Origin of the sequence: Hydrogenispora ethanolica (assembly GCF_004340685.1) — a bacterium.
Taxonomy (GTDB): Bacteria; Bacillota; UBA4882; order UBA8346; family UBA8346; genus Hydrogenispora; species Hydrogenispora ethanolica.
Genome location: NZ_SLUN01000015.1, coordinates 118,287 through 124,632, shown reverse-complemented (window position 1 = coordinate 124,632; position 6,346 = coordinate 118,287). Strand labels below are relative to the sequence as shown.

General features: G+C 51.5%; 4 protein-coding genes. 1 reads left to right on the top strand and 3 read right to left on the bottom strand.

What is annotated here, in order from left to right; genetic code table 11:
• Positions 1-830: 830 nt before the first annotated feature.
• Positions 831-1,487 carry a manganese catalase family protein gene (locus EDC14_RS13510; RefSeq protein ID WP_132014830.1) on the top strand — a complete coding sequence of 219 codons (657 nt, stop codon included), beginning with the start codon at positions 831-833 and terminating at the stop codon, positions 1,485-1,487.
• A 331-nt stretch (positions 1,488-1,818) separates the two neighbouring features.
• Here the strand turns inward: EDC14_RS13510 and EDC14_RS13505 are convergent, their stop codons facing one another.
• The 3 genes from EDC14_RS13505 to arsA are packed head-to-tail and all read right to left on the bottom strand — an operon-like array spanning position 1,819 to position 6,338.
• Positions 1,819-3,468 (bottom strand): FAD-dependent oxidoreductase, encoded by a 1,650-nt coding sequence (locus EDC14_RS13505; protein WP_132014829.1) that lies wholly within the window; start codon positions 3,466-3,468, stop codon positions 1,819-1,821.
• Between the two features lie 35 nt (positions 3,469-3,503).
• Positions 3,504-4,550, bottom strand: a complete 1,047-nt coding sequence (arsB, locus tag EDC14_RS13500) for an ACR3 family arsenite efflux transporter (RefSeq protein WP_132014828.1) — start codon at positions 4,548-4,550, stop codon at positions 3,504-3,506.
• Positions 4,551-4,598: 48 nt separating this feature from the next.
• A complete protein-coding gene (gene arsA / locus EDC14_RS13495; protein WP_132014827.1) occupies positions 4,599-6,338 on the bottom strand; it encodes an arsenical pump-driving ATPase in 1,740 nt (579 codons plus the stop codon).
• Positions 6,339-6,346: the final 8 nt, after the last annotated feature.

Genomic DNA, 6,346 nt, shown 5'->3' with positions numbered 1-6,346 from the left:
TTGAGTTTGAGGATCTTTATCAAGGTTCTCTTGGTTTGGTTCGAACTTTTTTAGGTTTTTAAAAATTTTGCTTGACGTGGCACTTCCATATCAGGGATGGTCTTCATCCTTGTAAGGGATCCCATGATCCTTTCATAGGATCTTCTGATCCTTTCTTCCCCAAGGATCATCCTAGCATCCCGGAGCCTTCGGGAACTATCCCCGAGGTTCCGGGATAAAGGACCAAAGCCTCGGGATGCTTCCCCAAACCTTCGGGAAAGAGGACGAATCCTCCGGGAAGCATCGACAAATCTTCGGGAAGCTTCCCCAAGGTTCCGGGAAGCTTCGATGAACGTCATCCCATTTCGGATCGAACCCGACCCCATTGTCGGGACCAGGATTCGTCAGGATTTGTTGGATAGACAGACAGTTTCTCCACTTATTTAAACGAATGACTCGTCCTGCAATGGATCTCGCTCATATTCCGGCACGATGCCGGATGCGCGGCATCGATACAGGGACGTATCGCCTGACGTCGCCGTCGCAGCGTCCCCAAGCAACGCCGCCACGGACGGCAATTCCTTCCATGAGGGACCCGCGACTCGGAGGAGCGGGTGGGGGGTCAAGGGGGCATTCGCCCCTTGCGGCGGGGGTACCGGCCTAGCAGACCTGTGCTAAAGGCATCGTACATGGCCCAAAACCACTTGTTTATGGATTTAAGCTTGGAGAAGTCGCCCTTTTCATTGCAGTCGATCCAAAAATAGGTTCTTTTTCCCAAAATATCATTCTATAATTCTATTTAAATTGCAAAACAATTTAAGCGAAAAACAAGAATGGGGTGAATTCTATTTATGTTCCAACACGATAAAAAGCCGCTTCATGAAGTGAAAGTCGACCGGCCGAACCCGAATTATGCAGCGATGCTCCAAGAGCAACTGGGAGGAGCCAACGGCGAACTAAAAGCCGCCATGCAATATATCTCCCAAAGTTTTCGGGTCGTGGATCCCGAGATCCGGGATATGATGCTGGATATTGGCGCCGAGGAACTTTCCCATATGGAGATGGTCTCCATGCTAATCACGCAGCTTAACGGATCGAACCTTCAAGCAAATAACGCCACCATCGGCGAAGTCGAGACCCATGTCCTAACCGGCCTGGCGCCCGGCCTCGTCAATGCCTCCGGCCACCCGTGGACCGCCGATTACGTCAATGTGACCGGCGATCTTGTTGCTGACCTACTCTCCGATATCGCCGCCGAGATGCGAGCCAAGGTAGTCTATGAGTATCTTCACCGTCAGATTAATGACAATGGGGTGAGACAGACAATCGATTTCCTGCTTAACCGCGAGGAAGCGCATAACCAATTGTTCCGGAAGGCGCTGGGGAAAGTAGCACAGACCGGTTCCAACAGAGACTTTGGTGTAACCGGGGATTCCAAACTTTACTTTAACCTTTCAACCCCTGGCGGGCAGGCATTTGACCTCAGCAATATCCATCCGCCTCATTAAAAGCGTTGTGAACAGCCTGTCCGAAGCTCGGGGTGTTCACAACAGCTCAGAAAAGCAAGTGATAAAGTCGTTTTGAAATCCTCTTGCCGGTCGAATCGTTTGGAAAGAGACTTTATCACATGGCTTTTAAAGAGCGTTAGTTTGCAAAACATATACCCCTATTGAAATTCGGGCGTAAAAATACCACCTGTAAAAATCCAGGTGGTATCGTATTTTTCTCCTCAAGTAGAGGGAATCGTATTATCCGAAAAGGGGGTGAAATCATGCAAAACAATCCATTAAGCCGCCGAGAGAAACGCTGTAACAACAACTCAAGCCACTGGATCAGCAGTCATTGCGATTGCTTTAAATAATTTTTATGTCCCCCCGACAAATTATAAACCCGCTTAAACCCCTTGTTGATCAATATGTTTTGCGCGGCATTCCCGGTAACGCCTTTATTGCAGTAGGTAACCGTCAGCTTTTCCTTATCCAGCTCATCCAGGGAATCCCTTAAAACTTCGTGTGGCAGATTCATTGCTCCGGGGAGATGGGACTGTTGGTACTGTTGCGACGCCCGCGCATCAATCACCGTAATCGCTTCGTTATTTCGAACCCGCTCGGCAAGCTCTTGTGGAGTGATAAGCTTCCTGCCCCGTTCGATATCATTGGTCAGAATCATTCCGGTATACATTACCGGATCTTTGGTCGTCGAAAACGGCGGAGCATAGGCCAGGTCGAGGTGGAAGAGATCCTGGACCTTGGCGCCGAAGGTCAGCGCAGTCGCAAAGACATCAATCCGTTTATCCACCCCCGACTTGCCGATGATTTGCACCCCGAGCAGCTTGCCGCTTTCCCGGTCCGCCACCGCCTTAATCAGCATCTCTTGTCCATGGAAGTACTCCGGCTTATCCGGCTTAATATTGTGGCAAACCGCCACGTGAAAGCCATTCCGGAGCGCTTCCCGTTCGGTAAGGCCGGTCTGGGCCACCGTGGCGTCAAAGATCTTCACGATCCCGGTGCCCAGGATCCCCCGGAATTCCAGATCGCCGCCGGTCATTTGATCGCCGGCGATCCGGCCCATCTTATTGGCAGTCGACCCCAACGGCCGGTATAACGCCTGGCCGGTGATCACGGAATAGCTTTCGGCGCAATCCCCGCAAGCATAGATATCTTTCACGCTGGTTTCCAGCCGCGGGTTGACCGCAATCGCTCCGCTGACGCCCAATTTCACGCCGGCTTCCCGAGCGAGCTCCACATTGGGACGGATGCCCGCGGCTACGATGACCATATCCGTACGCACGGTTTCCCCGCTCTGAAGCACCGCTTGCTCCACCCAGCCATTCCCTTCCAGGGCCAGCACCGCATCGTTGAGATATAGCCGCACCCCGTGCTGCAGCAGAATATCGCGCAAATAGACGGCTACGTCATTATCGAGCGGCTTCATCAAATGGTCCGCCGCCTCCACCACGGTGACTTCCATTCCCAAGGTTTTCAGGTTCTCCACCATCTCCAAGCCGATGAAACCGGAACCGATGATCAAGGCCTTTTCCGGCTTGGACCGGTCGATATAATCTTTGATGGCGTCGGCGCTCCTGACGTTTCTGAGCACAAATACGTTCTCTTTTTCGATGCCCTCAATCGGCGGCAAAATCGGCGTGGCGCCGGTGGCAATCACCAATTTATCGTAGGTTTCCGTGAAAACCTCGGAAGTCGCCAGATTTCGCACTGCAATGCTTTTCCCGTCCGGGCGGATGGCTAACACTTGATGGCCGGTGAAGATATCCACGTTATATTTGCTTTTAAAAAAGGCCGCATTGCGTGGCGTCAACTGTTCCCTGCCGTCAACCTCAGCCCCGATAAAATAAGGAAGCCCGCAGGCCGAATAGGAAATATCGCTGTCCATCTCGAATATTTTGATTTCGGCGGCTTCATCGTTCCGCCTGGCCTTGGCTGCCGCCGAAGTACCGGCCGCCACCGCGCCGATAATGATGATCTTCATTCTTTTCCCCCCTCGGACGTCCGTCGTAATTTGATTCATCCCTCGGACCATTTCCGTTGCAGCTGCAAGGCCACGTTCACCAGTCCGATCATCACCGGCACCTCGACCAACGGGCCGATCACCGCCGCGAACGCCGCTCCGGAGTTCAGTCCGAAGACCGCCACCGCAACGGCGATTGCCAACTCAAAATTATTGCTGGCCGCGGTGAACGATAGCGTGGCAGTTTGCGGGTAACTCGCCCCCATTTTTTTACTCATCCAGAAACTCATCAGGAACATCAGTGTGAAATAGATTAACAGCGGAATTGCGATTCGAACCACATCCAAAGGAATCCTGACAATCAGGTCTCCCTTTAAGCTGAACATTACCAAGATGGTAAAGAGCAACGCGATCAAGGTAATGGGACTGATCCTGGGGATAAATTTCGTTTGGTACCATTCCTTGCCTTTGGCGCGCACCAGCAGGAAACGAGTGGTCATTCCGGCGATGAATGGGATTCCCAAGTAGATGAAGACGCTCTCGGCAATCTGGCCGATTCCAATGTGGACCACACTTCCCTTAAGCCCAAAGAAGGGCGGCAGAATGGTAATAAACACCCAGGCATAAACGCTATAAAATAGGACCTGAAAAATACTATTGAAAGCCACCAGTCCCGCCGCGTATTCGTTATCCCCTTTGGCCAGATCGTTCCAGACAATGACCATTGCAATGCAACGCGCCAATCCCACCAAAATGAGCCCTACCATGTATTCGGGGTAACCACGCAAGAAGATGATAGCCAACAGGAACATCAGGACTGGCCCAATCAGCCAATTTTGTACCAAGGACAGCCCGAGGATCTTCCAATTCCGAAACACGTCGCCCAACTCTTCATATTTGACTTTGGCCAGAGGCGGATACATCATCAGGATTAACCCGATGGCAATCGGGATATTGGTCGTTCCGACCTGGAAACGGTTGATCCAATCTTCGGTGCCCGGGATCAGCGCTCCCATGAAAACGCCGAGCAACATGGCGCCAAAAATCCACAGCGTCAGATACCGGTCCAAAAAAGAAAGCCGTTTCGTTACGCTTTCAGCCATTTTAAGTTCCCCCTCAGTCATAACACATTGGAAAGTTTCAAATCCCGGTTACAGCGCCATCAGCTTATCGCCTTGAATCTCTTCGGCCCGCCACCGGATTACCGCAAAGTTGCCCTGCGAATGCTCGGCGACCTTGTTGAGCCATTCGATCTCATGGCTTGCCTTAGCCCTTAAGGTCCGATTGGTGGTTGCGGTTGCATATAGGCTAGAGTTGATGATCCACCACTTACTGTGAATTCCGGCCCGGTTTAGATCTGCCTCCAACCTCATGGCTTCATATACCGGGGTGGTTTCGGCCAGGGTAATGATTAAGACTTCGGTTTCATCCACATTCCGCAGGCGCGGCAAGAGGTTCTTCACGGACTCCGGAATATCGCCCTGGGAACGTTGAATCTCCCGATGATAGCTCTGGGTTGAATCCAAAAGTAAAAGGGTATGCCCGGTGGGAGCCGTATCGATAACCACGACTTCATTTTCAGCTTTCTCAACAATTTGGGCAAACGCCCGGAAAACGGCGATCTCTTGCGTGCATGGCGAGCGCAGGTCCTCCTCGACATAGGCCAAATCATCCGCGCCCATGGTTTCCCGCGCTTTTGCCAACACTGCTGCCGTGTATTTCGCCAGTTCGGCTTGTTCGTCAATCTTACTGAAAGTGATTTTGCTATTTTCCTTGATAACGAATTGAATGTGCGCCGCCGGATCGGTGGTAGTCAGGTGAACTCTGGCACCTTTTTGAGCCAAACCCAAAGCAATGGCGGCTGCCACGGTCGTTTTCCCGACGCCGCCTTTGCCCATCGTGAAGATAACTTTCCTGCCTGAATGATAGAGGTCGTCGATAACCTCTTGCAGATTGGGAATGCGCTCCAAATGAAGATTGTCATCGCAAACCGTAGCGTCATCCTTTTGCAAAAACGCCCTGATATGGTCCAATCCCGTCACATTATAGGCTCTGAGCGGAATTCCATAGTTTGTTAAATCCTTTAAACGTGCCGGCATATTTTGTAACGCCTTTTGTTGCTTTTTAAAAAGACTTTTGGAAACTGCATCATCGCACTTCTGAAGGATGCCGTTGATGACCAAGAGCTGATTGGTTACCCCTAAATCTTTCAGCTCACCGGATGCCCTGTCGGCCTCCCGAAGCGGCGCGTTTTCAGGCCGGGACACCAAAATCAGCGTGGTCATCTCTGCGTCGGACAAAGTTGTCACGGCTTGTTGATACATTTCTCTATGGCTCTCAAGCCCGGATAATTGGCCCAGGCAAGAGGCCCCATGGGTACTTTCGCTGATAAAATTGCTCCAGGCGGAAGGCAGTTGCAACATTCTAAGGGTGTGCCCAGTCGGCGCGGTATCGAAAATAATATGGTCGTATTCGGCCTGCGCTTTTGCGTCGGTTAACAGGTTGGAGAACTCATTAAAAGCGGCGATCTCAACGGTGCATGAGCCGGAAAGCTGCTCTTCCATATTCGTAATCACTACATCCGGCAGTTTCCCCCGATAGGGTCCGACGATACGCTCGCGGTATTCCGCGGCGGCTTTTTCCGGATCAAGGTTAGCCACAATCAAGTTCGGCACATCCTTGATCGCAACACCCTTGTTATCCAACTCGGTATGAAACACGTCCTGTAGATTGGAAGCAGGATCGGTACTAACCAGTAAAATCTTTTTCCCTTCATCCGCCAGAGCCACCGCAGTGGCACACGCGGCCGATGTTTTCCCGATACCGCCTTTGCCGGTAAAAAACAAGTTTTTGGTCAGTTTCATTTCTTTTGGATCAAATGGTTGATACAATCCCGTTC

Coding starts and splice junctions, on each gene's coding strand:
- EDC14_RS13510 (WP_132014830.1), top strand. CDS start 831: ATGTTCCAACACGATAAAAAGCCGCTTCATGAAGTGAAAGTCGACCGG.
- EDC14_RS13505 (WP_132014829.1), bottom strand. CDS start 3,468: ATGAAGATCATCATTATCGGCGCGGTGGCGGCCGGTACTTCGGCGGCA.
- arsB (WP_132014828.1), bottom strand. CDS start 4,550: ATGGCTGAAAGCGTAACGAAACGGCTTTCTTTTTTGGACCGGTATCTG.